This window comes from Pseudomonas sp. LM13, from assembly GCF_041381355.1.
GTDB classification, from domain to species: Bacteria; Pseudomonadota; Gammaproteobacteria; order Pseudomonadales; family Pseudomonadaceae; genus Stutzerimonas; species Stutzerimonas frequens.
Genome location: NZ_JACBXH010000008.1, coordinates 59176 through 84603, shown reverse-complemented (window position 1 = coordinate 84603; position 25428 = coordinate 59176). Strand labels below are relative to the sequence as shown.

19 protein-coding genes are annotated in these 25428 nt (G+C 65.9%); 4 read left to right on the top strand and 15 right to left on the bottom strand.

The window, feature by feature from the left end; translation table 11 throughout:
• Positions 1-12: 12 nt before the first annotated feature.
• Positions 13-3006: a PAS domain-containing protein gene (locus HZR81_RS08435; RefSeq protein WP_500127825.1), complete on the bottom strand. Its 2994-nt coding sequence runs from the start codon at positions 3004-3006 to the stop codon at positions 13-15.
• A gap of 207 nt (positions 3007-3213) precedes the next feature.
• On the opposite strand from HZR81_RS08435, the gene HZR81_RS08430 reads away from it, so the two are divergent.
• Positions 3214-5178 (top strand): UvrD-helicase domain-containing protein, encoded by a 1965-nt coding sequence (locus HZR81_RS08430; protein ID WP_500127824.1) that lies wholly within the window; start codon positions 3214-3216, stop codon positions 5176-5178.
• On the opposite strand, the gene HZR81_RS08425 is transcribed toward HZR81_RS08430, so the two are convergent.
• The 5 genes from HZR81_RS08425 to HZR81_RS08405 form a co-directional block, all read right to left on the bottom strand.
• Positions 5175-6896 (bottom strand): bifunctional protein-serine/threonine kinase/phosphatase, encoded by a 1722-nt coding sequence (locus HZR81_RS08425; protein ID WP_500127823.1) that lies wholly within the window; start codon positions 6894-6896, stop codon positions 5175-5177. The two genes, HZR81_RS08430 and HZR81_RS08425, sit on opposite strands and share 4 nt — an antisense overlap.
• A 59-nt stretch (positions 6897-6955) precedes the next feature.
• Positions 6956-7768 (bottom strand): formate/nitrite transporter family protein, encoded by an 813-nt coding sequence (locus HZR81_RS08420; protein WP_270053716.1) that lies wholly within the window; start codon positions 7766-7768, stop codon positions 6956-6958.
• Between the two features lie 167 nt (positions 7769-7935).
• Positions 7936-8319, bottom strand: a complete 384-nt coding sequence (nirD, locus tag HZR81_RS08415; RefSeq protein ID WP_500127822.1) for a nitrite reductase small subunit NirD — start codon at positions 8317-8319, stop codon at positions 7936-7938.
• The gene (nirB, locus tag HZR81_RS08410) at positions 8319-10877 is read right to left on the bottom strand and encodes a nitrite reductase large subunit NirB (RefSeq protein ID WP_500127821.1); all 2559 of its coding nucleotides are present in this window, start codon (positions 10875-10877) and stop codon (positions 8319-8321) included. The genes nirD and nirB overlap by 1 nt, the downstream gene beginning before the upstream one ends.
• Before the next feature lie 388 nt (positions 10878-11265).
• On the bottom strand, positions 11266-12024 hold the full coding sequence (locus HZR81_RS08405) for an SIR2 family NAD-dependent protein deacylase (RefSeq protein ID WP_500127820.1): 759 nt from the start codon (positions 12022-12024) through the stop codon (positions 11266-11268).
• A 316-nt stretch (positions 12025-12340) separates the two neighbouring features.
• Here HZR81_RS08405 and HZR81_RS08400 point away from each other — a divergent pair, with 316 nt between their 5' ends.
• A complete protein-coding gene (locus HZR81_RS08400; protein WP_161611968.1) occupies positions 12341-13669 on the top strand; it encodes an oxygen-independent coproporphyrinogen III oxidase in 1329 nt (442 codons plus the stop codon).
• A gap of 8 nt (positions 13670-13677) precedes the next feature.
• Here HZR81_RS08400 and HZR81_RS08395 read toward each other — a convergent pair whose 3' ends face one another.
• From HZR81_RS08395 to HZR81_RS08355, 9 genes are read right to left on the bottom strand one after another with little or no spacing between them, the layout of a single operon-like run.
• A complete protein-coding gene (locus HZR81_RS08395; RefSeq protein WP_500127819.1) occupies positions 13678-15174 on the bottom strand; it encodes a methyl-accepting chemotaxis protein in 1497 nt (498 codons plus the stop codon).
• Positions 15175-15202: 28 nt separating this feature from the next.
• Positions 15203-16492: a class I SAM-dependent methyltransferase gene (locus HZR81_RS08390; RefSeq protein ID WP_500127818.1), complete on the bottom strand. Its 1290-nt coding sequence runs from the start codon at positions 16490-16492 to the stop codon at positions 15203-15205.
• Positions 16479-17294, bottom strand: coding sequence for a DUF1365 domain-containing protein (locus HZR81_RS08385; protein WP_102841216.1), 816 nt, complete (start codon positions 17292-17294; stop codon positions 16479-16481). Before HZR81_RS08385 ends, HZR81_RS08390 begins: the two co-directional genes overlap by 14 nt.
• The gene (locus tag HZR81_RS08380; protein WP_500127817.1) at positions 17291-18538 is read right to left on the bottom strand and encodes an NAD(P)/FAD-dependent oxidoreductase; all 1248 of its coding nucleotides are present in this window, start codon (positions 18536-18538) and stop codon (positions 17291-17293) included. Before HZR81_RS08380 ends, HZR81_RS08385 begins: the two co-directional genes overlap by 4 nt.
• A 2-nt stretch (positions 18539-18540) precedes the next feature.
• Entirely contained in the window at positions 18541-19308 is a 768-nt protein-coding gene (locus tag HZR81_RS08375; RefSeq protein ID WP_500127816.1) for an SDR family NAD(P)-dependent oxidoreductase, read from the bottom strand.
• Positions 19305-19733: a nuclear transport factor 2 family protein gene (locus HZR81_RS08370; protein WP_200599693.1), complete on the bottom strand. Its 429-nt coding sequence runs from the start codon at positions 19731-19733 to the stop codon at positions 19305-19307. Before HZR81_RS08370 ends, HZR81_RS08375 begins: the two co-directional genes overlap by 4 nt.
• Positions 19730-21160 (bottom strand): deoxyribodipyrimidine photo-lyase, encoded by a 1431-nt coding sequence (gene phrB / locus HZR81_RS08365; protein WP_500127815.1) that lies wholly within the window; start codon positions 21158-21160, stop codon positions 19730-19732. The genes HZR81_RS08370 and phrB overlap by 4 nt, the downstream gene beginning before the upstream one ends.
• Entirely contained in the window at positions 21157-22092 is a 936-nt protein-coding gene (locus tag HZR81_RS08360) for a MerR family transcriptional regulator (RefSeq protein ID WP_500127814.1), read from the bottom strand. The genes phrB and HZR81_RS08360 overlap by 4 nt, the downstream gene beginning before the upstream one ends.
• A 2-nt stretch (positions 22093-22094) precedes the next feature.
• Positions 22095-23054, bottom strand: coding sequence for a YbgA family protein (locus tag HZR81_RS08355; protein ID WP_500127813.1), 960 nt, complete (start codon positions 23052-23054; stop codon positions 22095-22097).
• Between the two features lie 315 nt (positions 23055-23369).
• Here HZR81_RS08355 and HZR81_RS08350 point away from each other — a divergent pair, with 315 nt between their 5' ends.
• Entirely contained in the window at positions 23370-24272 is a 903-nt protein-coding gene (locus HZR81_RS08350; RefSeq protein WP_500127812.1) for a TIGR01777 family oxidoreductase, read from the top strand.
• Between the two features lie 82 nt (positions 24273-24354).
• Positions 24355-25380 (top strand): ferrochelatase, encoded by a 1026-nt coding sequence (gene hemH / locus HZR81_RS08345; RefSeq protein ID WP_500127811.1) that lies wholly within the window; start codon positions 24355-24357, stop codon positions 25378-25380.
• Positions 25381-25428 lie beyond the last annotated feature (48 nt).

The window sequence follows — 25428 nt, the reverse complement described above, 5'->3', positions numbered from 1 at the left end:
GGCGCCATCTGTTCAAGAGCTGCCACGCAGCTGCTCGATGGCGTCGAGCAGCTGGTCCGGGGTGAAGGGCTTGGCCAGCCGGTGCAACGCTAGCGCCGGTGTGGTGGAGGGCAGTTCGGCGTAACCGGACACCAGCAGAACCGGCAGCTGCGGGCGCGTTTCCCGCACCACGGCCGCCAGCTGCGCGCCGCTCATCAGCGGCATGGCGTGGTCGGTGACCAGGATGTCGACCTGGTTGACCCGTAGCAGGTCCAGCGCTTCGCCGGCCGAACGAGCGCTGAGCACTCGATGTCCGGCTGCTTCCAGGATGCCGGCGGTGCTGAACAGCACCAGCTCGTCGTCGTCCACCGCCAGCAGGGTTAGCGGCTTCGTCGTGCGCCGGGGGCTTTCATCGGGTGCCGGCGTGGAGACAGGCGCCGATGCAGGCGCGTTATCCGCCGCCAGGGCCGGTAGCCAGATCTCGGCGGTGGTGCCCGCGCCGGGCGAACTGCGCAGCACCAGACGGCCGCCGGATTGCTCGGCCAGCCCATGGACCATGGACAGCCCGAGCCCGGTGCCCTTGCCGACACCCTTGGTGGTGAAGAAGGGCTCGACCGCGCGCTTGAGGGTCGCTTCATCCATGCCAGCGCCGCTGTCGCTGAGCTCCAGGCGCACGTAGCGTGCGGCGGGCAAGCCGTTCTGCTCCTCGGTCAAGGTCAGTTCTTCGGCGGCGATGCGGATGTGGCCGACGCCGGCCATGGCGTCACGCGCATTGGCGGCGAGGTTGAGCAGGGCGGTTTCCAGCTGGTTGGGATCGGTCTTCACCCGCGCCAGCCGGGTCGGCAGCTCGACCTGCAGCTGGATGGTCGGGCCGAGTGAGCTGTGCAGCAGTTCCTTCATGCCTGCGATCAATTGCGCCAGGTCGATCGGCATCTTGTGCAGTTCCTGCTTGCGGGCGAAGGTGAGCATGCGCGCGGTGAGCGAAGCGCCGCGCTCGGCACCGGCCCTGGCATTGTCCACCAGGCGCAGCAGCGCGGGGTCGGCGGGCATGCGCCGACGCAGCAGGTCGAGGCTGCCGAGCACGGCCATCAGCAGATTGTTGAAGTCGTGGGCGATACCGCCGGTGAGGTTGCCCAGCGCCTCCATCTTGTGCAGCTGCTGCAGTGCCTGTTCGGCATTCACCCGTTCGCTGATGTCCAGCGCCTCGGGTACCAGGGCGAAGATACTGCCGTCCTCGCCCGTGACCGGGCGCACGGAGAAATCGAAGACGCGTACGCCCTGCGGCATGTTCAGGGTCATGGTCACGCGCTCGGTGGCACCGGCCGCCACCCGCCGCGTCATCTCGCGGACCCTCTCTGGCATGCCGGGTGTCGCGGCGAACCAGGGCGATTCCCAGAATGGCAGGTAGGCCAGTTCGTTGAAGCGGGCGCCTATGCCCGCCAGCGCCGTGGCGTTCACATAGAGAATCGCGCCATCCGGTGCGAGCATCGCCATGTACAGGTGCGAGGTTTCCAGCACCGCACGAATGTTCGCCTCGCTGCGGGCCAGCGCTGCGGTGCGCTCGGCGACCTTGGCTTCCAGCTGTTCCAGGAAGCACTGCTCGCGCTGCCTGACCGCTGCCGCAGAGCGCACACGCTCGATGTGCGCCCAGGAGCGATCGGTGACTTCTCTGAGCAGGGCGAGCTCGCAGGCGCTCCATACGCGAGGCACGCGGTCGTGAATGGCCATCAGCGCGGTCAGCCGGCCCTCCTTGACCAGCGGCAGGCAGATGGTGGCGGCGATATCCAGTTGCTGGAAGGTCGCCGCGTCGGCGGCGGGCAGGCGGGCGAGGTGATCGTCGACGATGAAGGCTTCGCCGGCGCGCAGCTTCTGTACCGCCAGACTGCCGAACGCGGCGAGCTGGTAATGGCCGACAATGCTCATGCAGCCCGGCGCCGACCAGTCGCCGCGGATGGTGAAGCTGTCCTGGTCGGGCTCCATGTCGGCGTAGGCGCAACTGGACAGGCCCAGATGCTCGCCGAGCATGCGTGTGGTGGTGGCCAGAATGGCGTCGGCGTCGACGCTGCGGGCGGTTTCCTTGGCCAGTGCGTCGAGGAAACGCAGGCGTTGTTCGTTTTCGCGCAGGGCCTGTTCGGCCTCGGCGCGCTCGGTGACGTCATGACCCTCGACGAAAATGCCGCAGACATCGCCATTCGCATCGGTCACCGGCTGGAAGACGAAATCCAGAAGGCGCTCTTCCTCCGCCTCTCCCTGGATGCGCTGCAGGCCAACGCGGATACCGGAGCCGACAAAGGCCGTGCCGCTGCGATAGACCTGGTCGAGAATGTCGATGAAGCCCTGCCGCTCGACCTCCGGCAGCGCTTCGCGTACCGGCCTGCCGATGACATCGCGTTCACCCACTACCCGCAGATAGGCCGGGTTGGTCATCTCGAAGACATGTTCCGGGCCGCGCAGCATCGCCATCAGCCCCGGTGCCTGTTCGAACATCTGTTGCAGGCGTGCCTGCTGGCGCTGCAGCTCGCGCTCGGCCATTACCCGCTCGGTGGTTTCCACCACGAGAGCGATCACGCCGGCCGGCCGGGCCTGATCATCAAACACCGGCGAATAGTCCAGATTCATCCAGGCGCGCTCGGGACGGCCGCTGCGGTACAGCAGCAGTTCCTGGTCCTTGTACGACAGCGCGCCGCCAGCCAGGACGACCTTCATCACGTTGTCGTTGAACTCGGCGACTTCCGGCCAGCCCTCGCGTACTTCAGAACCGAGCAACTGCGGATGTCGGCTGCCGGCGAGCTCTGAATAGGCGTCGTTGTAGATCATGACGCCGCGCTCGCCCCAGAGCAGCGCGATGGGCGTCGGCGAAAGCAGCAGCATGGCCGTGACGGTCTTCAGGCTCGACGGCCATTCCGCCAGGGGTCCCAGCGCCGTCTGCGACCAGTCGAAGCGGCGAATCAGCGCGCCGAGCGCACCGCCGGCGGGGAGAAATGCGAGGCTCGAGTCGTCAGGCGCGAGGTTTGCTGCTGGGTCCATCAGTAGCGATCCGTATCCGGTGTGAAGACAGGGCAGGGCTGTACCGGCGAGAGCTGGTTCAGCTCGGACAGCCGATTGCCCGGGAAGTCGTGCCGGCGAGGCAGGCGATTACTGGTGCCATTCGCTGCTGTTCGTCCTTGCAGCGGCCAGCGTACAGGGAAAAACCCGTACCATATCAACGATATGCAATGCCCACGGTGATTTCCGATGTTTTCTGCCGTCAAGCGTTACAGGGCTCTGGTCGCCGGGGTGCTGCAGCGCTGTTTTCCACGTACCTCGGCCCATCTGCGTGATGAGGGCGAGCTGTTGTTTCGTCGCTGGGGCGGTGCGCCCGGCAAGGCGAACAAGGCCACGGCCAGCAAACGCAGGGGCAAACCTGCCACCAAATCAAAGAGCAAGTCGGAAGGGCCGGCACGTGCTGCCGCCAAGCCGCGCAAGGCCGCCGCTCAGGGCATCTATGCGGCTGCGCAACTGAAGGTTGAGGATGCGCAGGTCCAGGCGATGCGTGACCGCGTCGAGCAGGCGGTGGCTGCCGGAATCATCAGCGCACCGTCGCAAGAGCAATGGGCGATGATCCTCAGCCGCAGCCCGGTGACGCGAATCTTCGCCGGCGCCGGCTCCGGCAAATCCACCACCTTGCTGCTGCGGGTGGTGTTCATGCTCTGCCACATGGGCGTCGAGCCCGGACGCTTGACGGTCATCTCGTTCACCAATGCCTCTTGCGCGCAGCTGCGCGAACAGTTGGTGCGGGTGCTCGGCTGCTGGCAGGTGCCGTTCGATGCGCAGCAGGCTCGCCAGTGCGTGCGCACCTTCCATTCGGCCATGGCGCAGCTGGCGCGTGAGGTGCTGGCCCGGCCGGTGTGGTTCGAGCAGCTGGACGACAAGGCCGCCGCGGCGGACGAGCTGGACAACCCGCTGGCCACCGCACGCCTGCGTCCGGCGCAAGTTCGCCTGCTCAAGCAGGCCTATCAGCAGTGCTACGCCGAGCAGGCGACATTCCGCGAACGGGTGCATCGGCTGCTCGACTTGCCTGCGCCGCCAACCGAGAGCGAGCAGGGCAAGCGCGCTGCCCCGAAAGCGCCAGGGGATGCCTTCACCCTGGCCGGCGAGTTCACGCCACTGCCGCTGTACGAGGCCTTCTACGCCCAGGCTGGGTTTATCGAGAGCATCGGCATTCGCATCGACCAGTTGCAAGCGGCCAGATTGCAGTGCGCGTCGCGTGAAAAGGATTTCATCGAGGCGCTGGTGAGCTTTCATGGCTACTTCAGAGCGGCGTTGCGAGAGCAGGGGCTGATGACCTTCAACGAGGCCTTTCAGCAGCTCACCGAGCGCCTGGGCTCAGGCTCGGACATGCCACAGGCCAGCCTTGCCCCGTTCGAGCACCTGCTGATCGACGAATTTCAGGACATTTCCCCGCAGATCGTCCAGTGGCTACAAGCGCTGCATCGCCAGCTGGCGCGACAGAAGGTCGGCCCGAGTCTGATGGCCATCGGTGACGACTGGCAGTCGATCTATGGCTGGCGCGGCAGTTCGCCGGAGTTGTTCATGGACTTCGACAAGTACTTCCCGCGGCGCGGCGCCAAGGGCAGCGAGACGCTGCTGCTGGAGACCAACTACCGCTCCATCGAGCCGGTAATTCGCGATGGCGAGGCGGTGCTGGCCGGCGTTCAGTTCAAACAGGCCAAGACCAGCCGGCCATGCAAACCGACGCAGCCCGGCGACCACGGGGTAAAGCTGGTCACCGGTTTCGAGCTGAACAAGGGCCTGCCGAAGCTGATCGAGGCGATCAACGCGCAGTGCGCCCATGTGGCCGAACGGCAAAGCCGCGAACGCACTGCCGTGCTGCTGCTCAGCCGGCGCAACGAGCCGCTGCGGACCATTCAGGCGCAGCTGGACCGCAAGCTGCCGGTCAAGGCTTACACCATCCACCGCGCCAAGGGATTGCAGGCCGAGGTGGCGATCATCATCGACGACTGCGCCCCGGTGCAGCCGCACCCGCTGCGCAATGCGCTGTATGCGTACTGCGGGTTCTTTCGCAACAGCTATGACCAGGCGATGGCCGACGAGAGTCTGCGCCTGGCCTATGTGGCCATCACCCGCGGCGTCAGCCGGGTGCTCTGGTACACGCGCAAGGCGCAGGGCGCGACGGCACTGTTGCGCCCGCGCGGCTAGCGCAGCAGCAGTGCAACGACTGTACCGGCCAGCAGCAGCGACAGGCCCTTCCAGAACAGCAGCGGATTGCGTTCCAGCAGTGGCAGGCGGGCCCGGTTGAGAAACGCCGGGTTGGGCTGGCGCAGCTCGAAGACGAACTCCGACAGTTCGGCATAGCGCCGCGCCGGGTCGGGATGCAGCGCCTTGCCCAGCACTTCATCGATCCACGCGGGGATATCGCGCTGCGCATGGCGCAGCGGCTGATAGCACAGGCGTTTCTGCGCTGCAGTGGTACGTGCCCTGGCGACGTCGGCGCCGTAGGGCAAGCGACCGCTGAGCAGCTGGTAGGCGATCACCGCGAGGGAGAACTGATCCGAACGCGGCGAGCCCGCCTCGCCAAGGAAGTACTCCGGGGCGGTATAGGCGGCGGTGCCGAGCAGGTTGTCCTGCGTACCCGGCGCATTGCGCTCGGTCAGCCCGGCAACCCGTGTCGAGCCGAAGTCGATGATCTTCAGCGTGCCGGTGGCGTCGATCAGCAGGTTCTGCGGGCGCAGGTCCTGATGCAGCATTTCCAGGCGGTGAAAGGCGCGCAGGCCGCGGGCGATCTGCTCGACGATGCCGCGCACCGTTTCCAGGTCCGGCAGTGGATGGTCGAGCATCCACTGCGCCAGCGTCTGGCCATCGATGAATTCGCTCACCGTGTACAGGTAGCGGCGCTGCCGCGGTGGCGGACAGGCCTTGACCACATGAGGATTGTCCAGGCGGCGGGCGATCCACTCCTCCAGCAGGAAGCGCTCCAGATAGGCCGCGTCGCCTCGCAGATCCATCGACGGTGTCTTCAGCACCACGGTCGCGCCGCTGGCTTCGTCGACGGCCAGATGCACATGGCTGCGGCTGCTGATGTGTAGATCACGGACGATGCGGTAGCCGTCGAACTGCATGCGCGGCTCCAGCAGTGGCGGCAGCGCCAGTTCGCCGAGTTGCCGCTGCACGTCGTCGACGGCCTGCTCCGGCAGGCTGTCGATGCGCACCAGCTGTGCGGTGAGGTTGTCGTCGCTGCCATTGGCCAATGCCCGCTCGACGATCCGGCGCGCCGCCAGGTCGAGCTCGTCCCCATGCTCGGCAACGAGCTGCGCCACCTCCCGTGCGCCGATGTGCTCGTAGACGCCATCGGTGGCGAGCAGGAACAGATCGCCGACCGCCAGCGGTAGGGTGCGGTAGTCGATCTCCAGGTGCCGGTCGATGCCCAGCGCGCGGCCGAGGTAGCTGGTATCCGCCGAAACGCGCACACGGTGATCTTCGGTCAGCTGTTCCAGGCCGCCGTCGCGCAGTCGATAGATGCGCGCATCGCCGACGTGGAACAGGTGCGCGCTGGCCGACTTGAGCACCAGCGCGCTGAAGGTGCAGACATAGCCGCGGTCGCGGTCATAGCGGTGCGGGCTGTGGCGGGTCTGCGCATGCAGCCAGGAGTTGATCGCCACCAGCACCCGCTGCGCCGACTGCTTCACCGACCAGGCGTCGGAGGTGCAGAAGTAGTCGGAAAGAAAGCTCGCCACTGCGGTTTCGCTGGCGATATGGCTGACCTCGCTGCTGCTGATGCCATCGGCCAGCGCGATGGCGATGCCCTTGCTGGTGAGCAGGGCGTCAGCCGGCACGCAGGCGCCGTGAAAGTCCTGGTTGGCCGGTTTGCGTCCGCGGTCCGAATGCTGGCCGAGGGAAATGGCGAGTTGGCTGGGCATGTTTATCTGCGCAAAAGCCCCGGCGCGCATGCGAGCCGGGGCCTTCGTTCACTCCAGGGTCAGTAGACGGTGCGCTTGGGTGCGGTGCGCACATGGGTGGTGTAGAGCGTCAGGCCGGTGAAGGCCAGGCCGCCGACCAGGTTGCCCAAAGCGGTGGGGATCTCGTTCCACAGCATGTAATCCATCACCGAGAAGTCGCCGCCCATGATCATCGCCGAGGGGAAGAGAAACATGTTCACCACCGAATGCTCGAAGCCCATGAAGAAGAACAGCATGATCGGCATCCACATGGCGATCACCTTGCCGCTGACCGAGGTGGAGATCATCGCGCCGACGACACCCATCGAGACCATCCAGTTGCACAGCATGCCGCGCAGGAAGATGGTCGCCCAGCCCGCCGCGCCGAACTCTGCGTAGCCCAGTGTGCGGTCCTCGCCGATGTGCGAGATCTTCTCGCCGATCGGCCCCGGCTCGGTGGAGAAACCCATGGTGAAGACGAAGGCCATCATGAAGGCGACCACCAGCGCACCGGCGAAGTTGCCGAGAAACACCCAGCTCCAGTTGCGCAGGATGCCATTCACGGTCACACCAGGACGACGGTCGAGCAGGGCCAGCGGGGTGAGCATGAATACACCGGTGAGCAGGTCGAAGCCCATCAGGTAAAGCATGATGAAGCCGACCGGAAACAGCATCGCGCCGACCAGCGGCGAGCCGGTCTGCACAGTCACGGCCACGGCGAACACCGCGGCGAGGGAGAGGATGGCGCCAGCCATGAAGGCTCGGATCAGTGTGTCGCGGGTGGACATGAAGATCTTCGATTCGCCGGCGTCCACCATCTTGGTGACGAACTCGGAGGGGATGATGTAGGACATGTCGGTCTCTCTGAATGGCAGTAAGGGGCCAGGCCCCGGCGGCGGTCGCGAGGCGCTGGCTGAGCGATGTGAATTGCTGGGGAATCGAGGTCAGGTTCGCGGCCAAGACCGCTCCCACGGATCGGCCCGGTTTGGGAGCGGGGAGCCGCGCGAGTGAACGATGGCAATCAGCCGACGGCTATTTGCACCACGTCTCCCTCCAGGCGTACCGGCCAGACCCGCAGGCTTTGTTCGGGGTATTCCAGGCAGCTGCCATCGGCCAGGCGGAAGTGCTGCTTGTACAGCGGCGAGGCGATCACCAGCTCACCCTTGAGGTTGCCGACGATGCCGCGGCCGATGACGTTGGCGCCAGACTTGGGGTCCCGGTTGTCGATGGCGAACAGCTGCTCGCCTTCAGCATTTTCGGGCAGGTGAAACAGCGCCACCTGGGCGCCTTCGTGCCAGGCTACTACACCGGAATTGGCGACCAGATCGGCACGGCTGCACAGTGCCTGCCAGGCCGCCGGGGCTGCGGAACGGGAGTCGAGACGAACGACGTTGGACTGGCTCATCAGAGCACCTCCTGGGTAAGTGGGATCAGGTGAAGTTCGCTGGCGCGTACCGGCCGACGCTGGCCGCGCTCCTTGACGAAATGGATGTCGGGGTCGCCGCGGCCGTCGTTGACGAAGGTGCGGAAGCGCTTGAGCTTTTCCGGGTCGCTGATGGCGTTGGCCCATTCGCACTGGTAGCTGTCGACCACGTGCTGCATCTGGCTTTCCAGCTCGGCGGCCAACCCCAGGCTGTCGTCGAGGATGACGGCCTTGAGGTAGTCCAGGCCGCCTTCCAGGCTTTCGCGCCAGACCGAGGTGCGCTGCAGCTTGTCCGCGGTACGCACGTAGAACATCAGCACGCGGTCGATGGTGCGGATCAGCGCTTCGTCGTCGAGGTCGGTGGCGAACAGATCGGCGTGCCGCGGGCGCATGCCGCCGTTGCCGCAGATGTAGAGATTCCAGCCCTTGTCGGTGGCGATCACGCCGATGTCCTTGCTCTGCGCCTCGGCGCATTCGCGGGTACAACCGGATACGGCGAACTTGATCTTGTGCGGCGCACGCAGGCCCTTGTAGCGGTCCTCCAGGCGCAGCGCCATGCCGACGCTGTCCTGCACGCCGTAGCGGCACCAGGTGCTGCCCACGCAGGATTTCACCGTGCGCAGGCTCTTGCCGTAGGCGTGACCGGTCTCGAAACCGGCGGCGATCAGCTCGCCCCAGATGTCCGGCAGCTCGTGCAGCTGGGCGCCGAACAGGTCGATGCGCTGGCCCCCGGTGATCTTGGTGTAGAGGTCGTATTTCTTCGCGACCTGGCCGATGGCAATCAGCCCCTCGGGGGTGATCTCGCCGCCTGGAATGCGCGGCACCACCGAGTAGGTGCCGTTCTTCTGCATGTTGGCCATGAAGGTGTCGTTGGTGTCCTGCAGCGGAATCAGCGCCGGATCGGTGATCGGCTGGTTCCAGCACGAGGCGAGGATCGAACCCACCGTCGGCTTGCAGATGTCGCAACCGACATGCCCGCGACCATGCTTGGCCAGCAGTTCGGCGAAGCTCTGGATGCCCTCGACGCGGACGATGCCGTAGAGCTCTTGGCGGGTGTAGGCGAAGTGTTCGCACAGGCTCTTGTCCACCGCCACGCCGCGCGCTGCCAGTTCGGCGTCGAACACCAGCTTGAGCAGGGCATTGCAGCCGCCGCAGCCGGTGGCCGCCTTGGTCGCGGCCTTGAGCTCGCCGAGGTCGGTGACGCCAGCGTCGACCTGGCAGCACACCGCGCCCTTGCTGACGTTGTGGCAGGAGCAGATGGTCGCGCTGGCCGGCAGGGCATCCGGGCCAAGGGTCGGAGCGCCCTCGGTCTGCGGCAGGATCAGCGCGGACGGATCGGCCGGCAGCTTGATGCCGTTCTGCGCGTACTGCAGCAGGGTGTCGTAGTAGCTGTTGTCACCGACCAGCACCGCGCCGAGCACGGTCTTGCCATCGGCGGACACCACCAAACGGCGATAGCTGGCGGTCGCCTCGTCGATGAAACGGTAGCTCCGGCTGCCCGTAGTCGCGCCATGGGCGTCACCGATGGAGCCGACATCCACGCCGAGCAGCTTGAGCTTGGTCGACATGTCGGCGCCGTAAAAGGGCTCATGCGGTTTCTCGGCCAGCTGCGCGGCGACACTGCGCGCCATGCTGTAGCCCGGCGCGACCAGGCCGAACACGCTGCCGTTCCAGCTGGCGCATTCGCCGATGGCGAAGATCGCCGGGTCCGAGGTGCGGCATTCGCTGTCAATGACGATGCCGCCGCGCGGGGCGATCTCCAGGTCGCAGGTACGGGCAAGGGCGTCCTGCGGGCGGATGCCGGCGGAGAACACGATCAGGTCGGTTTCAAGAAACTCACCATCCTGGAAAACCATGCGGTAGGCGTGTTGCTCGCCGGCGACGATTTCCTGGGTGGCGCGCGACAGGTGCACGCCAACGCCGAGGGCCTCGATGCGCGCCTTCAGCGCCGCGCCACCGGCATCGTCCAGCTGCACCGGCATCAGGCGTGGGGCGAACTCGACAACATGGGCTTCCAGGCCGAGCGACTTCAGCGCGTTGGCCGCCTCCAGGCCGAGCAAGCCGCCGCCGACCACCACCCCGCGGCGTGCGCCCCTGGCGGCAGCGCGAATGCCATCAAGATCCTCGAGGGTGCGGTAGACCAGTCGCGAGTTGCCCTCGGCACCTGGAATCGGAGGTACGAAGGGGTAGGAGCCGGTGGCCAGGATCAGCTTGTCGTAGGGTTGGCGACCGCTGCCGGTCACCACTTCCTTGCGCTCGCGGTCAATCTCCAGCACTTGCTCGCCCAGGTGGACCTTTACGCCGTGGTGGCTGTAGTAGTCGGCTTCGCACATCGCCAACGATTCGGCATCGCGGCCGCCGAAGTACTCGGACAGGTGCACGCGGTCGTAAGCGCGCTGCTGTTCCTCGCCGAAGACGTGCACGTCGTAGCGGGCGAGGGCGTCCTGTTCGATCAGCTGTTCGATGCAGTGGTGCCCGACCATGCCGTTACCGACGATGACCAATGTCTCGTGCTTGAGCGGGGTGACGGTTGAACTCATAGCCTTTCCTCTCGAGCGGCTGCGGCACGCGGCCGGCAAAACGCAAAAAGGCGCCTGGAGCTGGTATCAGCTCCAGGCGCCTTTGCCTGGTTTCAAATATGTGTGGGGGCGATTGGCCTGGCGTCGTTGCCTGCGTCACCCGGTCCCGTGCCTGCTGGCGGGCGGTCGTCGGTGACCGCCTGGGACGTGCTGCCGTGATGGCAGCTGTTGCAAGGGATTTAGCAGGTTGCGTGCCAGCTGCGTTGGTGCACCGCTGCAGGCCACAGTTGGCGGGCCCGCGCGGGTTTGTCTGGGGGGGTGTTTCGCAGCCTGCCGCACGAGGCGGCTGAACCACTTCGGTGCGACAGGCGCTATACGCTCACTGCTTTGGGGCGATCTGCATGCTGCCTTAGCTACCGAAGGCCTCGCGGAGCAGCTGCGGTAATGCCTGCCCGGCGGGCAGTGCGAGCAGGTGTTCGCGGCGGCCCTGCGGCGCGTCACCCAGCGGGTTGATATGCACCACCGTGGCGCCGGCGTCGCGCGCCCGATGTGGCACCTCGGCGGCGGGGTAGACCATTCCGGAGGTGCCGACCGAGAGCAACAGGTCGCAGTCTTGTGCGGCGGCGAAGGCGGCGCGCAAAGCATCATCCGGCAGGCTCTCACCGAACCAGACCACGCCCGGCCGTAGCGATCCGCCGCAATGAGTGCAGCGTGGCGGCTCGAGACGACGCCCGCCTTCCGGCTCGTCCGGCACGGGCAGCGGCTCGGCCGGCTCGCGGGCGCAGTCGAAGCAGCGCGGCCGGTGCAGGCTGCCGTGCAGGTGGATCACCTCGCGGCTGCCGGCGCGCTCGTGCAGGTCGTCGACGTTCTGTGTGATCAGCGTGAGCTGCGGCACATGGCGGGCCAGCTCGGCAATAGCCTGATGCGCCCGGTTTGGTTGTGCCTTGGCCACCTGCATGCGCCGCCATTCGTACCAGCCCCAGACCAGCGCGGGGTCGCGACGGAAGGCATCGGGTGTGGCCAGCGCGGCGGGGTCGAAGCGCTCCCACAGCCCACTGAGCGCGTCGCGAAAGGTCGGGATGCCACTTTCGGCAGAGACGCCGGCCCCGGTGAAGACGACGACACGGGTCGCCGCAGCCAGCGCCGCTGGCAGCTCGGTTGCTTGCATGTTCGGCTCCTGTCAGCAGAGAAGGGGCTACCAATACCACCTGCCGCGCGTTTCCCAAAGCCCGCCGGCCAGCGCCGAATGGGTGGGGTGTCGCCGGCTTTCTGACCGTCCGGCAGACGGTTGGCGCCATTTGTCACCTACTTGACGGGGGTCAACGCCGCCCGTGGCGGCTCACGGATGATGCGTCCAAGGCGGCCGTGAGCGTTGTTGCGCTGGCCTGAAACGCCACCACCGGCGTAGGCACCAGCTGTGGCAATGCGGCTGGCGATGAAACTTCAACGGCTGCAAAAGCGCTATTCGATGCCGGGAGGCTCTTATGCTTGGCTCAGTGAACTGGGACGACGGCCTGGTGCAACGTTACGGTCAGATCGGTCAGCTGCAATGCGGCTATCCGGCCGTATTCGATTTCACCGACCGCATCGCGCCGCTGGACCTGCTACGCGCGCTGCGAGAAAGTCGGCGCGCCGGTCGGCCGTTGTCGCTGTCGGTCCGGCAGCCCGTCGGGGCAGCCCTGCCGGCCGACGATGCGGCTGCGTATCAGCTGAGCCTGCAGCATGAGATCGAACAGCTTGCCTGCCATGTCGGGCCGTCCCAGCAGGTCGAGCAGTTGCACCTGTCTGTTGGCACGCTGGGTATCGCGGCGCTGCGCCGGCTGGTCGGCGTGCTCAAGTCCCGCTTCCAGCTGGCCGAGAGTGGCGCGGCCAGTTTCACCGCCGAGATCGAGTTGGCGCACGCCGACTGGCCATTGATCGGTGCCCTGCATGAGCTGGGCTTCAACCAACTCAGCGTCAGCGTTCCGGACCTGCGCGCCGACGACGGTGGCACGGTGGCCTACTTCCGCAGCTCCGCGCGTATTCGTGCGGTGATCGAGGCGGCACACGCGCTGCACTATCGCTCGGTGAACCTGGATCTTGGCTACGGCCGGTCCTGGCAGACACTGGCGAGCTTCGCCCGCAAGCTGGCCTCGATCATCGAACTCGCGCCCGATCAGGTGACGATGTTCGATTACCGTGATGTCGCGCCGGTGGGCGGCAGCCGTCTGGGGTTGGCCTCGATTGCCGATACCCTGGCGATGTACCGGCATGGTGTCGAGCAGCTCAGCGCGGCCGGCTATCGCTACATCGGCCTGGGCAAGTTCGTTCTGCCGCACGATGACCTGGCCATGGGCCAGGAAATCGGCGTGTTGCGCCACGACGTCGCCGGCTACACGCTGCATGGCGACTGCGATCATCTCGGCATTGGCATCGGTGCCATCAGCCGCATTGGCGAGCTGTACTGCCAGAACGCCGATACGCTGCCCGCCTATCAACGAGCCATCGAGCAGGGCCAGCTGCCCAGCACCAGTGGGCTGCACCCGCTTCATCTGGACCGTCTGCACCGCGCGCTGTTCGAGCGTCTGGTCTGCACCTTCGAACTGGATTTCGCGGCGCTCGCCGCACAGCACGGCGTCGATGTCCGCCAGCGCTACGCGCGGCACTGGCCCGCGCTGCGGCGACTGCATGCCGATGGCGTGATCGAGCTGAACGACTACGGGCTACGCATACCGTCCCATGCGCGCCTGCTGGTGGCCGCGGTATTTGCCGCCTTCGAACAGTTCGACGCCGAAGCCATCGGCAGCTCGGCTGGGCGCGGCTGGCACAGCTGAGCGCGGCCTCACTGCACGATGAAGCGGGCGCCCAGGCTTCCGAGACGGGCGGCCAGTTCATGCAGTTGGCGGCCGTCGTTGTCTAGCTGACTGGCACCGTCGGCATTGCGCTCGGCGACCTGCTGCACGCTATGCAGGTGCCGACCGACATCGGCCGATACTGCAGTCTGTTCGTGGGTGGCCGCGGCGATCATCTCGTTCATCCGACTGATCGCTTCGACCTCGCTGGCGATAGCATCCAGTAGCGCGGTGGTCTGCTGGCTGCTGCTGACACAGCGGGCGACGCTTGCGCGGCTGTTCTGCATGGCCTCGGTGGCCTTGCGACTGCCGTGCTGCAGGCGGCTGATGATTTCCTGGATCTCGATGGTGGAGGCAGCGGTCTTCTGCGCCAGGTTGCGCACTTCGTCGGCGACCACGGCGAAGCCGCGACCCTGGTCGCCGGCCCGTGCGGCTTCGATGGCAGCGTTGAGCGCCAGCAGGTTGGTCTGTTCGGCAATCGTACGGATCACTTCCAGCACCCGGTCGATCTGTGCCGATTGCGTGGCCAGCTCCTGCACCACGAGTTCGGTGCCTTCGATGTGTTCGGCGAGGGTGCCGATCTCGCTGCGCACGCCGCTCACTGCACTGCGCCCCTGACCGGCCTGCTGGCTGGCGCCTTGCGCGGCCTGTGCGGCGCGGTCGGCATGGGCGGCGACGTCATCGATGGCTACCGCCATCTGCCGCATGGCTTCGACGATGTAGGCGGTTTCGTCGAGCTGTCGGCTGGCACCGTCGCGAAGCTGGCGTGTCGCCTGGCTCAGGCTGGTGGCGGTGCCGCCGAGGCCGCCGGTGTCGCGTACCACCGCACCCACCAGGGCACCGAGCTGGTCGAGCAGCAGGTTGAAACGGCGCGCTACCGGCCCGCTGACTTCGCTGCGGTGACGCAGGTCGATGTGCTCCGGGTTTGCGCTGATGGCTCCGGCGGTGCTCAGCAGGGCATCGCCCTCACGGGCTTCGGCGTTGGCGCGAATGGCCAGGTAGATCAGGATCGCGCTCTCCAGCACGACATAGAAGGCATGCAGGAATACCACAGCCCAGCTGCCTTCGGGGATCAGGTACACACCGGCACCTTGTTGCTGGAGGGCGAAGAAGCCGAGGTGGTGAACCGCGATGGTCGCCGCAGCGATGACGATTGGCAGCCAGTCGCGGTAGTACACCAGGAACGCCAGCAGGGCGAAGATGCCGAAGTGCATTTCCAGCATCCCGTGGGCCTGGTTGATGTGTAGCGCGGCAAGCACCATGAACGCGGCGCCGATCAGGCAGCGCAGCAGGCGTGTGCCGGGAATGAGCAGGTACAGCGCGGTGAGCGCGATCCCGGTGAGGCCTCCGATCACCAGGGCCTGGGCCCAGTTTTCATAGAACACCGCGATCGCCAGGCCGTACGCCACCAGAAACCAGATGACGCCGAGCATGATGCGGTCGGCCTTGAGGTAATAGGCTTGCAACGTGACGCTCTCGCTGCTCATGAAAGACTCCGGTAGGTAGGCACAGGTGTTATCGGGTCTCGGCGCTGGTGCTTGACGCTACGTACAGCGGTTTCCGACGAGCGCCCGGTTTGGCCAGCAGCAGCTGCGCAGTACCGATGGCGCGCTCGAGAAAGCCGCCTTCGCAGTAGCACAGGTAGAACTCCCACAGCCGGTAGAAGTAGTCGTCGTAGCCGTGGCGCTCCAGCTCGCTGCGGGCGCGGCGGAAGTTCTCGTGCCAGAGGCGCAGGGTGCGCGCGTAGTGCTCGCCGAAGTCCTCCATGTGCAGCAGGTTCATGTCGGTGTCCTGCGACACCACGTTGAGCATGCGCTGCAGCGAGGGCAGGGCGCCGCCGGGGAAGATGTAGCGCTGGATGAAGTCGACGTTGCGCCGTGCCTGCTCATAGCGCTGGTCACGGATGGTGATGGCCTGCAACAGCATCAGGCCATCGTCCTTGAGCAGCCGCGCGCACTGGCGGAAGTAGGTCGGCAGGAAGTCGTGGCCCACGGCCTCGATCATCTCGATGGATACCAGCTTGTCGAACTGGCCGTCGAGATCGCGGTAGTCCTTCAGCAGCAGGGTGATGCGGTCCTGCAGGCCCTGCTCTTCGATGCGTCGCTGAGTGTAGGCGAACTGCTCGCGCGACAGGGTGGTAGTGGTCACGCGACAGCCGTAGTGGGTCGCAGCGTACAGCGCCATGCTGCCCCAGCCGGTGCCGATCTCCAGCAAGTGGTCGTCGGGCTGCAGGTCGAGCTTTTCGCAGATGCGCTCGAGCTTGTGCAGCTGTGCCTGCTCCAGATCCTGCTCGGGGCTGGTGAACATCGCCGCCGAGTACATCATGGTCGGGTCGAGAAACTGCTCGAACAGCTCGTTGCCGAGGTCGTAGTGGGCGGCGATGTTGCGCTGCGAGCCGCTGCGGGTGTTGCGGTTGAGCCAGTGCAGGGCCTTGATCACCGGTTGGCCGAACAGTGCCAGGCTGCCGCGCTCGATGTTGTCGAGCACATCCAGGTTGGCGACGAACAGGCGGATCACCGCGGTGAGGTCCGGGCTGTGCCAGTAGCCATGGATATAGGCTTCGCCGGCGCCGATCGAGCCGCGCGCGGCGATCAGGCCCCAGGCGGCACTGTCGGTGACATGGATGTCCGCCTTGAGCGGGCTCGCCAGATCACCGAACAACCGGCAGACATCGCCATCTTGCACCCGCAGCAACCCGTGACGCAGGTGCTCGAGCTGATTCAGCACGGTACGGCGCAGCAGGCTGCTGGCCAGGCCCACGCCGGCCAGCGGGCGGGCTTTGACGGTCAGGCTAGGGCTTTTCATGACGGTCTCCGGAGGGTTGCGTGACGGCCAGCCCGTAAGAAGTCGCGGCGGGCTGGTGGGTGAAGATCGGCGTGCGCTTGAGCAACAGGCGCAGGGCCTGCCAATAGATGGCCAGCAACGTCTTGCCGGTCATCCAGGGGAAGCCCAGCAGGTAGCGGTATACGGCGCCGCGGGTCAGCGCCTCGCGCTGCAGACCAAGGGTGGCGTCGAACAGCTTGCGGTCGCCCTGCCAGTCCTCCATGTGCACGCCGATGCGCTGGCCGGGCGGGTTGAAGCGCATGCGGTATTCCAGGTCGCCGGGCAGGAACGGCGACACATGAAAGGTCTTGGCTACCGAGCAACGCAGGTTGCGATTGCCGCTGGCCGGCAGCACGTAGTGATAACGTTCGCGCCAGGGCGTATTGCTGACTTCGCAGAGCACGGCAGTCAGCTGCTCCTGCTCGTCGAAGCAGTAGAAGAAGCTCACCGGGTTGAAGCACAGGCCCCAGCTGCGCGGCTGGGTCAGCAGGCGCACGGCACCGCTGACCGGTCGACCCAGCGCCTCGCTGACACGTTGACGCACGGCATCGGCCAGGGCGATGCCCTGGCGGGTGTACTCGGGCAGATAGTCCTGCTCGCGGAAGGACAACGGCGCGAACCGACCGCGGCCGCTCAGGGCGGACAGGCCGAGCACGGCGTCCTGCTCGGCGAGGTCCAGGTACAGCAATCCCATGCGGTAGCTGAACGCATGCACACGGGGCGCGAAGCGGCGATGCTGCACCCAGCCGCGGTACAGCGCGCTGTGTACGATGACGCCGCTCACAGCGATTCTCCGAAGGCGCCGGCCACATGCAGGGCGCTGACCACGCCATCCTCGTGGAACCCATTGCCCCAGTAGGCGCCGCAGAAATAGCTGTGGTTGGCCCCGAGCAGCTCATCTGCGCGGGCCTGCGCTGCGACGCCAGCCAGGCTGAACTGCGGGTGGTCGTAGGTAAAGCGCGCGAGGATCAGCTCGGGATCGATGGCCTGGGTCTGGTTGAGGCTGACGCAGAAGGTTTCCGGCGCCTCGATACCCTGCAGGATGTTCATGTTGTAGGTCACAGCGGCGGGCTGCTCGCTCGGCCCGCCGAGTCGATAGTTCCAGCTCGCCCAGGCGCGGCGGCGTTCGGGCAGCAGGCGGGTGTCGGTGTGCAGCACCACGTCGTTACTGGCGTACTCGAGCGCGCCGAGGATCTCCCGTTCGGCGCGGCTCGGCTCGGCCAGCAGGCGCAGCGCCTGATCGCTGTGGCAGGCGAAGACCACCTTGTCGAAGCGCTCGGCACCCGCGGGACTGTGCAGCGTCACACCATGGGCATCGCGCAGCACCTCGAAGACCGGGCAGTTGAGGCGGATATGCTCGCTGAAGCCCTTGGTCAGTGGCGCTACATAGGCCCTCGAACCACCCTCGATCACGTACCACTGTGGCCGCGCGCTGACCGATAGCAGCCCGTGGTTCTTGAAGAAGTGAATGAAGAACTCCATCGGAAACGCGAGCATGTCCGCCAGCGACATCGACCAGATTGCCGCGCCCATCGGCACGATGTAGTGGTCGATGAAACGCTGACTGTAACGGCCCAGTTGCAGGTAGGCGCCCAGCGTCAGGTGCGGGGCGATGCGACCGTTGCGATAGTCATCCAGAGCTTCGCGGTTGAAGCGCAGGATGTCGCGGATCATGCCCCAGAACGCCGGTGAAAACAGGTTGCTGCGCTGGGCAAACAGCGTGTTCAGGTCGTGCCCGTTGTATTCCAGGCCACTGATCGGGTCGCTTACCGAGAAGCTCATCTCGGTCGGTTTGTAGCTCACGCCCAGCTGGCTCAGCAGCTTGATGAAATTAGGGTAGGTCCAGTCGTTGAAGACGATGAATCCGGTGTCCACGGCATAGTCCTGCCCGTGCACGCGGACGTCGACGGTATGGGTATGCCCGCCGATCCAGCTGGCCGATTCAAACACGGTGACCTGATGCTGGCGGCGCAACAGGTGTGCACAGGTGAGGCCGGCAATGCCGCTGCCGATGATGGCGATCTTCATGCTTATCCTTCCTTGAGCTGCGAGCGGGCCATTCGCCGGCCCAGGGCGAGTTGCAGGCGCGCGGGCAGCAGTGAGAGCAGGCGCAGGCCGCCGATGAATACAGCGGGGAAGCTGATGTTCAGCGGGCGACGCTCCAGGCGCCTGGCGATATGCCGCGCGGCCTTTTCGACCGGCCAGCGCAGGGGCATCGGGAAATCGTTGCGGCGGGTCAGCGGGGTGTCGACGAAGCCCGGGCTGACCAGGGTGACGTCGATCCCTTCGCCGGCGAGGTCCAGGCGCAGGGATTCGAGCAGATAACGCAGCGCGGCTTTCGAGGCGCCATAGGCGCCAGCCCGCGGCAACGGTAGCCAGGTGACCGAACTGCCGATGCCGACCAGTTGTGGCCGCACGCCCCGGCGCAACAGGGGCAGCGCGGCTTCGATGCAGTACCCGGCCGAGATCAGGTTGGTCTGAATCACGCGCTCGAGCAGAGCTGCTTCGAAATGCTGTACCTCGATGTACTCGCAGGTGCCGGAATTGAGGATCACGCTGTCCAATGCGCCCCAATGCGAATCGATGGCCGCGCCGATGGCACGTACCTGCTCGAGATCGGTGAGGTCGCCGGGGAGCGCCAGGACCTGCCCCGGATAGCGCCGGGCGAAGGCCTCGAGTGGTTCCGCGCGCCGCGCCGACAGGGCCAGGCAATGACCAGCGGCCAACAGCTGGCGCGCAAGTTCCTGGCCGATGCCACTGCTGGCACCGGTCAGCCAGATACGGCGTGACAGGTTCATGCGAGTCTCCGCTGCAGCCAGCGTATGGCGCTGCCGAGCAGCGGCACATGCTGATAGATGAGCGCACCGGCATCGAAGTAGTCGCGGTGCCGCTCGACCTTGCCTTCGGCGTTCCAGCGCAACAGCGAGCAGCCTTCCAGGCTGATCAGCCGGCCCCGATTGAGCCGCGGATGGCGGTAACTCATGACCCAGCGCAGATAACCCTGGCCGTCTGCGACCAGATCGTGGCCGATGAACTCGAAATGCAGCTGCTCGACGTTGGCGTACAGCTCGCTGAAGTAGCGCTGCAGTTCATCCAGGCCGCACACCTCGTGCAGCGGGTCGGTGAAATGCACATCAGCGCTGTACAGGTCCGCCAGGCGCTCGAGATTGCCCGCGTTCAGGCGGGCGAATTCTTCTGCGAAACGTTGCAGGAAGCCGCTCATGTCCGACCCTCCGGCAGATTGCGGAAGGCATCCAGGGCGCGCGCGCGGCTTTTCCCCAGATCGACGATTGGCGTGGGGTATTCGATGACCCCGAACAGGTTGTGATGCGTGGCCGGGCTGTGAATGTCCCGGCTGCTCAGGTGTTGCAGCTCAGGCAGCCAGCGACGCAGGAACTGCCCGTCCGGATCGAAGCGCTGCGACTGGCTGGTGGGGTTGAACAGGCGGAAGTAGGGCACTGCATCCGTGCCGGTGGACGCGCTCCACTGCCAGCCGCCATTGTTGGCGGCCAGGTCGCCGTCGATCAGGTGGCGCATGAACCAGCGCTCACCCTCACGCCAGTCGATCAGCAGGTTCTTGCTGAGGAACATGGCGGTGATCATGCGCAGCCGATTGTGCATCCAGCCGGTTTCACGCAGCTGGCGCATGGCGGCATCGATGATGGGAAAGCCGGTGCGGCCCTGCTGCCAGGCTTCCAGCTCGTACGGGGCGCGCCGCCAGGGCAGCGCCTCGGTTTCCGGGCGGAAGGCGCGGTGCATTGACACCCGTGGGTAGCCCACCAGGATGTGTTTGTAGAACTCGCGCCAGAGCAGCTCGTTGATCCAGGTCGTGGCACCGCTGGCGCCGCTGTCCAGTTCGCCCCGGTTGTAGCAGAGAGCGGCATGCAGACACTGGCGGATGGAAATCACGCCGGCCGCCAGATAGGGCGAAAGCTGGCTGGTGCCCGGTTCGGCCGGCAAGTCGCGGCTCTGGTGGTATTGCTCCAGGTCGTCTTCGACGAACGAGGCCAGGCGGCGCTGGGCGAAGGCCTCGCCGGCCGGCCAGAGTGCGCGCAGATAATCGGTCGGCGGCGGGAAGCCGGCCACTGCCGTGGGTAGCGGATCGCTGACGATGGGCAAGGGTGGCTGAGCCGCCGGGCGCGGGATACAGAGTGGTGGCGAAACGCTCAGCCGCGCCAGGCAGGCCTTGCGGAACTGGCTGAACACCTTGAAGTAGCCGCCGGATTGAGTGCGCAGCGTGCCTGGCGCGAACAGCAGCTGATCCAGATGCCGGCGCAGGCTGACGCCGGCGCCCTGTAGGCGCTCAGCCACTGCCTGGTCGCGGCGCTGCTCGTTGGCGCCGTACTCGTCGTTGCAATGCACGCCCTGCACGTCCAGCTGCTGACAGACCCTGAGCAGGGCATCGGGAGCCGCCGTCCAGTCGTCCACTTCACGAATCAGCAATGGCACGTTGAGTGCGTGCAGCTGCTCGGATAGCGCGACGAGGTTGCGCAGCCAGAAATCCACCTTGCACGGGGCGTCGTCGTGGGCGAGCCACTGGCACGGTGTGATCAGGTACAGGGCGACGGTCGGGCCGGCTGCCATCGCAGCGGCCAGCGCGGTGTTGTCGCTGACGCGCAGATCGCTGCGCAGCCAGAGCAGCTGGGTCATGATGAACGTCCTTCACTACCGGGCAGCAGGCCGGCTTCATGCAACTGCTGCAGTGCGCCGAGCGGGTGATCGGCCAGCAGCAGCTCGCGGTGGCGGCGCAGTTCAAGCGCGTGGATGTGGGCAGCCGGCCCGGTCAGCAACAGCGGCGCGGCACTGTGTTCGAGCAGGCGTGGCAGTTGGCGCTGCAGGCAGTCGCCAGGCAGCGCCTTGCTGGCGTGCAGGAGCACGCCGCGTGGCCGCATGCGCTCCAGCGCCAGGGACAATTCGGTCAGCGGAACCGGCCATTCCACGACATCCACCGGGCAGTCGGTGCTGGAAACCAGCCAGGCGGCTATCCAGAGATCGGGGCTGAAGGCTTCTTCGTCGAGGTTGACGATCAGTAGCGGCCGGCCGGCCTGCTGGCGGTTGTTGAAGTAGATGCGCGTGCCCAGCTTGCTGCGCAGCCAGGAACTGAACATCGCCCGCTCCAGCGCGGCGCCGTACTGCCCCTGCCAGCGCAGGTCGAGCCGATCCAGCAACGGATGCAGCAGGTGTTGGCATAGCGTGCGTGGCGGATACAGCGCCATGGCGCGATTGAAGGCATCGTCCAGCCGCCGTTCGCTGAGGCGTTCGATGGCCTGCAGCAGTTCGTCCAGTAGCTCCGACCACTGGTTCGCCTGAGGCAGTTCCGGGGGCGTGCTGGTGCCCAGCAGCGGCTTGATCTGGCTGACCGCCACGCCGCGGTTGAGCCAGGTGAGGATGTCGCGGATGCGCTGGATATGCGCCTCTTCGTACAGCCGATGGCCCTTGGCGGTGCGCAACGGCACGATCAGTCCGTAACGCCGCTCCCAGGCGCGCAGGGTCACGGCGTTGACACCGGTGATGCGGGCGACTTCGCGGATCGGCAACAGGCCGTCCGCAGTCATCTGGCTCTGGTCCAGTGGTTCGAGCATGGTCAGATTCCGTTGCGCAGGCTGAGGCTTTCCGGGTGCGGTTGCAGGTAGGCCTGGCGCGCGATGTAGTGATCGGGATGGCGGCGGAAGTGGTGCTTGAGCAGCGTCAGCGGCACCACCAGCGGAATCACCCCGGCGCGGTATTGATCGATGAGGTGGCGCATCTCGCGGCGATCCTCGGAGCCCAGGGCATCCTTCAGGTAGCCGCTCAGATGCAACAGCACGTTGCAGTGCGTGCCGCGGGTGGCAGGCTTCTTCAGCGCCTGCATCATCTGGCTGAAGTAGCGCGCGGCGAATTCGTCCAGATCGTGCTCGGCCAGGTTCGCCACCAGCCGGCCGAGGGCCTTGTACTGCAACGGATTGCTGGCCATCAGCTGGTACTTGTACCGGGAGTGGAAGTCGACGATGGCGCGGCGCGTCAGTCCACCGTGCAGCAGTCGCTGCCAGTCGGCGTAGGCGTAGACGCGGGTCAGGAAGTTCTCGCGCAGCACGGCATCGTTCAGCCGGCCGTCTTCCTCTATTGGCAGGTCCGGCCGCGCTTGCATCAGCGCCTGGGCGAACACGCCGGTGCCGCCACCGGGCAGGGTATGGCCGTTGGCGGCATAGACCTTCACTCGCTCCATGCCGCAGGACGGCGACTTCTGCATCAGGATGTAGCCACTGATGTCGTGCGGCTGTTCGGCGATCTGCCGGCCATAGGCGGCCAGTGCATCGGTCACGTCCAGCTCGGGTCGAACGGTGCCTACCGCCCGCGGCGTTTCGGTGTCACCTACCAGCCGAATAGGCTCGCGCGGCGTACCGAGCCCAATAGCCACTTCAGGGCACACCGGCACGAATTCGAAGTGCTGTGCGAGGGTTTCGCTGCACAGACGCGATTCCTTGTGGCCGCCGTTGAAGCGCACCGGATTGCCCAGCAGGCAGGCGCTGATTCCGATCTTGGGCGTGGGGAGTGTGGTGTGCATGACGTACCTCACTTGTACAAACAGGATTGATGTACAACTTGAGGTCATCATATTGCAGGTGTTGTACAAGTCAATATCAGATGTACAAGTAAGCTGTCTTTCCTGTACAAAGTAACCGTCGAACACGTCTGGTGCCGTCGTCCCGTCTTCGCTGGAGCGATTTGGCGAGGGCCGGTCTTGATCGGAAGACGGGTCTTGAGGCGGCGAAAGGCAGGGGTGTGAGGGCTAAAGTGCTGTACGTTTTCATTCGTCTGTATAGGTGTATGCTGAATGTAGCTGTCCGTTGGGCGCGGCTGCATCGCACAGGAGCTCACCATGAATATCTTGTTGACTGGCGGTACCGGACTGATTGGCCGAGCACTTTGCCGGCGCTGGTTGGCGGAGGGGCATCGACTGTGGGTCTGGAGCCGTACGCCGGATCGCGTCGCCCGGCTGTGCGGCGCCGAGGTCCAGGGCGTTGGCAGTCTTGAACAGCTCGACAGGGTGCAGCTGGACGCAGTGATCAATCTGGCCGGGGCACCGATCGCTGATCGGCTCTGGACCAAGTCACGCAAGGCGCTGCTTTGGGATAGCCGAGTGAAGTTGACCGAGCAATTGGTCGACTGGCTGGGCAAGCGTGAGCAGAAGCCGGCCGTGCTGATCTCCGGCTCTGCAGTCGGTTGGTACGGTGACGGCGGCGAGCATCGCCTGACGGAGGCCGATCAGCCGGTCACCGCGGATTTCGCCAGCCAGCTGTGCAGCGCCTGGGAGGAGCGGGCGATGGAAGCGTCGGTGCTGGGCATCCGCGTGGCGCTGGTGCGTACCGGGCTGGTCCTCGCTCGCGACGGTGGCTTCCTGAATCGGCTGCTACCGGCTTTCAGGCTGGGGTTGGGCGGGCGTCTGGGCAGCGGCCGACAGTGGATGCCCTGGATCCATATCGAAGATCAAATCGGTCTGATTGATTTTGTTCTGCGGCAGCCGACCGCTGAAGGCCCCTACAATGCCTGCGCGCCGGCGCCGGTGCGCAACGCCGACTTCACCCGCAGCCTTGGGCGGTGCCTGCATCGGCCGACGTGCTTGCCGGTGCCGGCGGTTGTGCTGAAGGCGACCCTCGGGGAGCTGGCGGGTTTGTTGCTCGGTGGCCAGCACGCGCTGCCGAAAAAGCTGCAGGACGAAGGCTACCGCTTTCGCTTCGCCGAGCTGGATCAGGCGCTTGCCGATCTCTTGACGCATCGCTGAACGCGAGGCCCTGTGTGAAAATAGCGCGCCTGCCGCTTGGAGCCGGGCGTCAATCCTAATCATCAGTCGTTGGAAAAGTTGCATGACAGAGCAGGCGTTGTTGTTGGTCAATCTGGGTTCGCCGGCCTCCACGGAAGTCGCCGATGTACGCCGCTACCTCAACCAGTTCCTGATGGACCCCTATGTGGTCGATCTGCCCTGGCCGCTGCGGCGCCTGCTGGTTTCACTCATTCTGATCAAGCGCCCCGAACAATCGGCGCATGCTTACGCCTCCATCTGGTGGCCGGAGGGGTCGCCACTGGTGGTGCTCAGCCGACGCCTGCAGGAGGCGGTCCGTCCGCACTGGACGCAGGGACCGGTGGAGCTGGCGATGCGTTACGGCGAACCGTCCATCGAAAGCACACTGAAGCGCCTGGCGGCCCAGGGCATCACTCAGGTCACCCTGGCGCCGCTGTATCCGCAGTTCGCCGACAGCACCACCACCACGGTCATTCAGGAAGCGCGACGGGTCGTCCGCACACATGATCTGGGCGTGCAGCTGTCGATCCTGCAGCCGTTCTATGAAGAGCCCGAGTACCTCGAAGCGCTGGTGGCCAGCGCCCGTTCGCACCTTGAGCAGCCGTTCGATCACCTGCTGCTGAGTTTCCACGGATTGCCGGAGCGGCACTTGCACAAGAGCGATCCCACCGGCGCGCACTGCCTGAAGGGCGACGACTGCTGTCAGCGCGCCGAAGGTGAAGTGCTGGCCAGCTGTTACCGCGCACAGTGCATGCGTACCGCGGCGGGCTTCGCCGCTCGCGCCGGTCTGCGCGACGATCAGTGGTCGGTGTCCTTCCAGTCGCGTCTGGGCCGCGCCAAGTGGATCGAGCCGTACACCGAGACGCGACTGGACGAACTGGCCGAGCAGGGCGTCAAGAAGCTGCTGGTGATGTGCCCGGCATTCGTGTCCGACTGCATCGAGACCCTGGAGGAGATCGGCGACCGCGGGCGTGAGCAGTTCACCGAGGCCGGCGGCGACGAACTGGTGCTGGTGCCCTGCCTGAATACCCATGAAGCCTGGGTGCAGGCACTGGTCAAGCTCTGCGGCCGTGCGCCCCTCGCGCTTTGAGCCCGTGCCAGAAGGCGCCCGCCCGGGCGCCTTTTTATTGCCCGGCGG